Origin of the sequence: Mucilaginibacter sp. Bleaf8 (assembly GCF_018390515.1) — a bacterium.
In the GTDB taxonomy this organism is placed as follows: Bacteria; Bacteroidota; Bacteroidia; order Sphingobacteriales; family Sphingobacteriaceae; genus Mucilaginibacter.
This window is the reverse complement of the sequence record NZ_JAHBBK010000017.1, coordinates 1-800: the sequence shown is the minus strand read 5'-3', so window position 1 is coordinate 800 and position 800 is coordinate 1. Positions and strand designations below refer to the sequence as shown.

1 pseudogene is annotated in these 800 nt (G+C 52.1%); it reads left to right on the top strand.

The features are described 5' to 3' along the window. Positions 1 to 800, top strand: a pseudogene (locus tag KHS38_RS22175) (RHS repeat domain-containing protein); the annotation flags it as partial.

Sequence of the window (800 nt, the reverse complement as noted above, 5' to 3'; positions counted from 1 at the left end):
CTGTTCTCGCTGGACCTGAGGTACAACACGCCGGATGTATTGGCAAACGCACAGTGGAACGGGAATATTGCGCAGATGAACTACCTCACCACGAAAGTCAGTGCGCCGGGCACGAAGAGCTTTGCCTATACGTATGACAAGGTGAACCGGCTGACTAATGCCGTATCGACAGCTAACGCTTTGGATGAGGCAATCAGCTACGACGTAATGGGCAATATCACCAAGCTTACCAGAGGTGGCATCGGCACGAGTCAGGGCATGCTGGATTATACCTACAGCGGTAACCAGTTAACGACAGTAACGGGTTATAGCGCCCGGAGCTACCAGTATGACCCCAACGGGAATGCGACGAGCGACGGTATGGGTAAGAGCATTATTTACAACATGTTGGACCTGCCTAGTGAAGTGAAGCAGGGCACTACCCAGCTGGCGACCTACACCTACAATGCAGCCGGGCAGAAGCTGCAGAACAAGAGCAATACAGAAAACTCATCGGGTGCCACAACCTGGGATTATGTAGGCGGCATTGTGTATAAAGGTGGTCAGATTGCGTTCATCCAAACGGAGGAAGGCCGGGCAAGGCCAAGTGGCAGCGTGTACCTGTACGAGTACAACCTCAGCGACCACTTGGGCAACACCAGGGTGAGCATCGATAAGGACCCCATAGCGACAACGGGCAATACGCCGAGGATCATCCAAGAGGATGAGTACTACAGCTTTGGACTTAGAAAACCAACGGGTGGTTATGACTTATCCAACAACAACCGCTATCTTTACAATGGTAAGGAGGTGCAAACGGA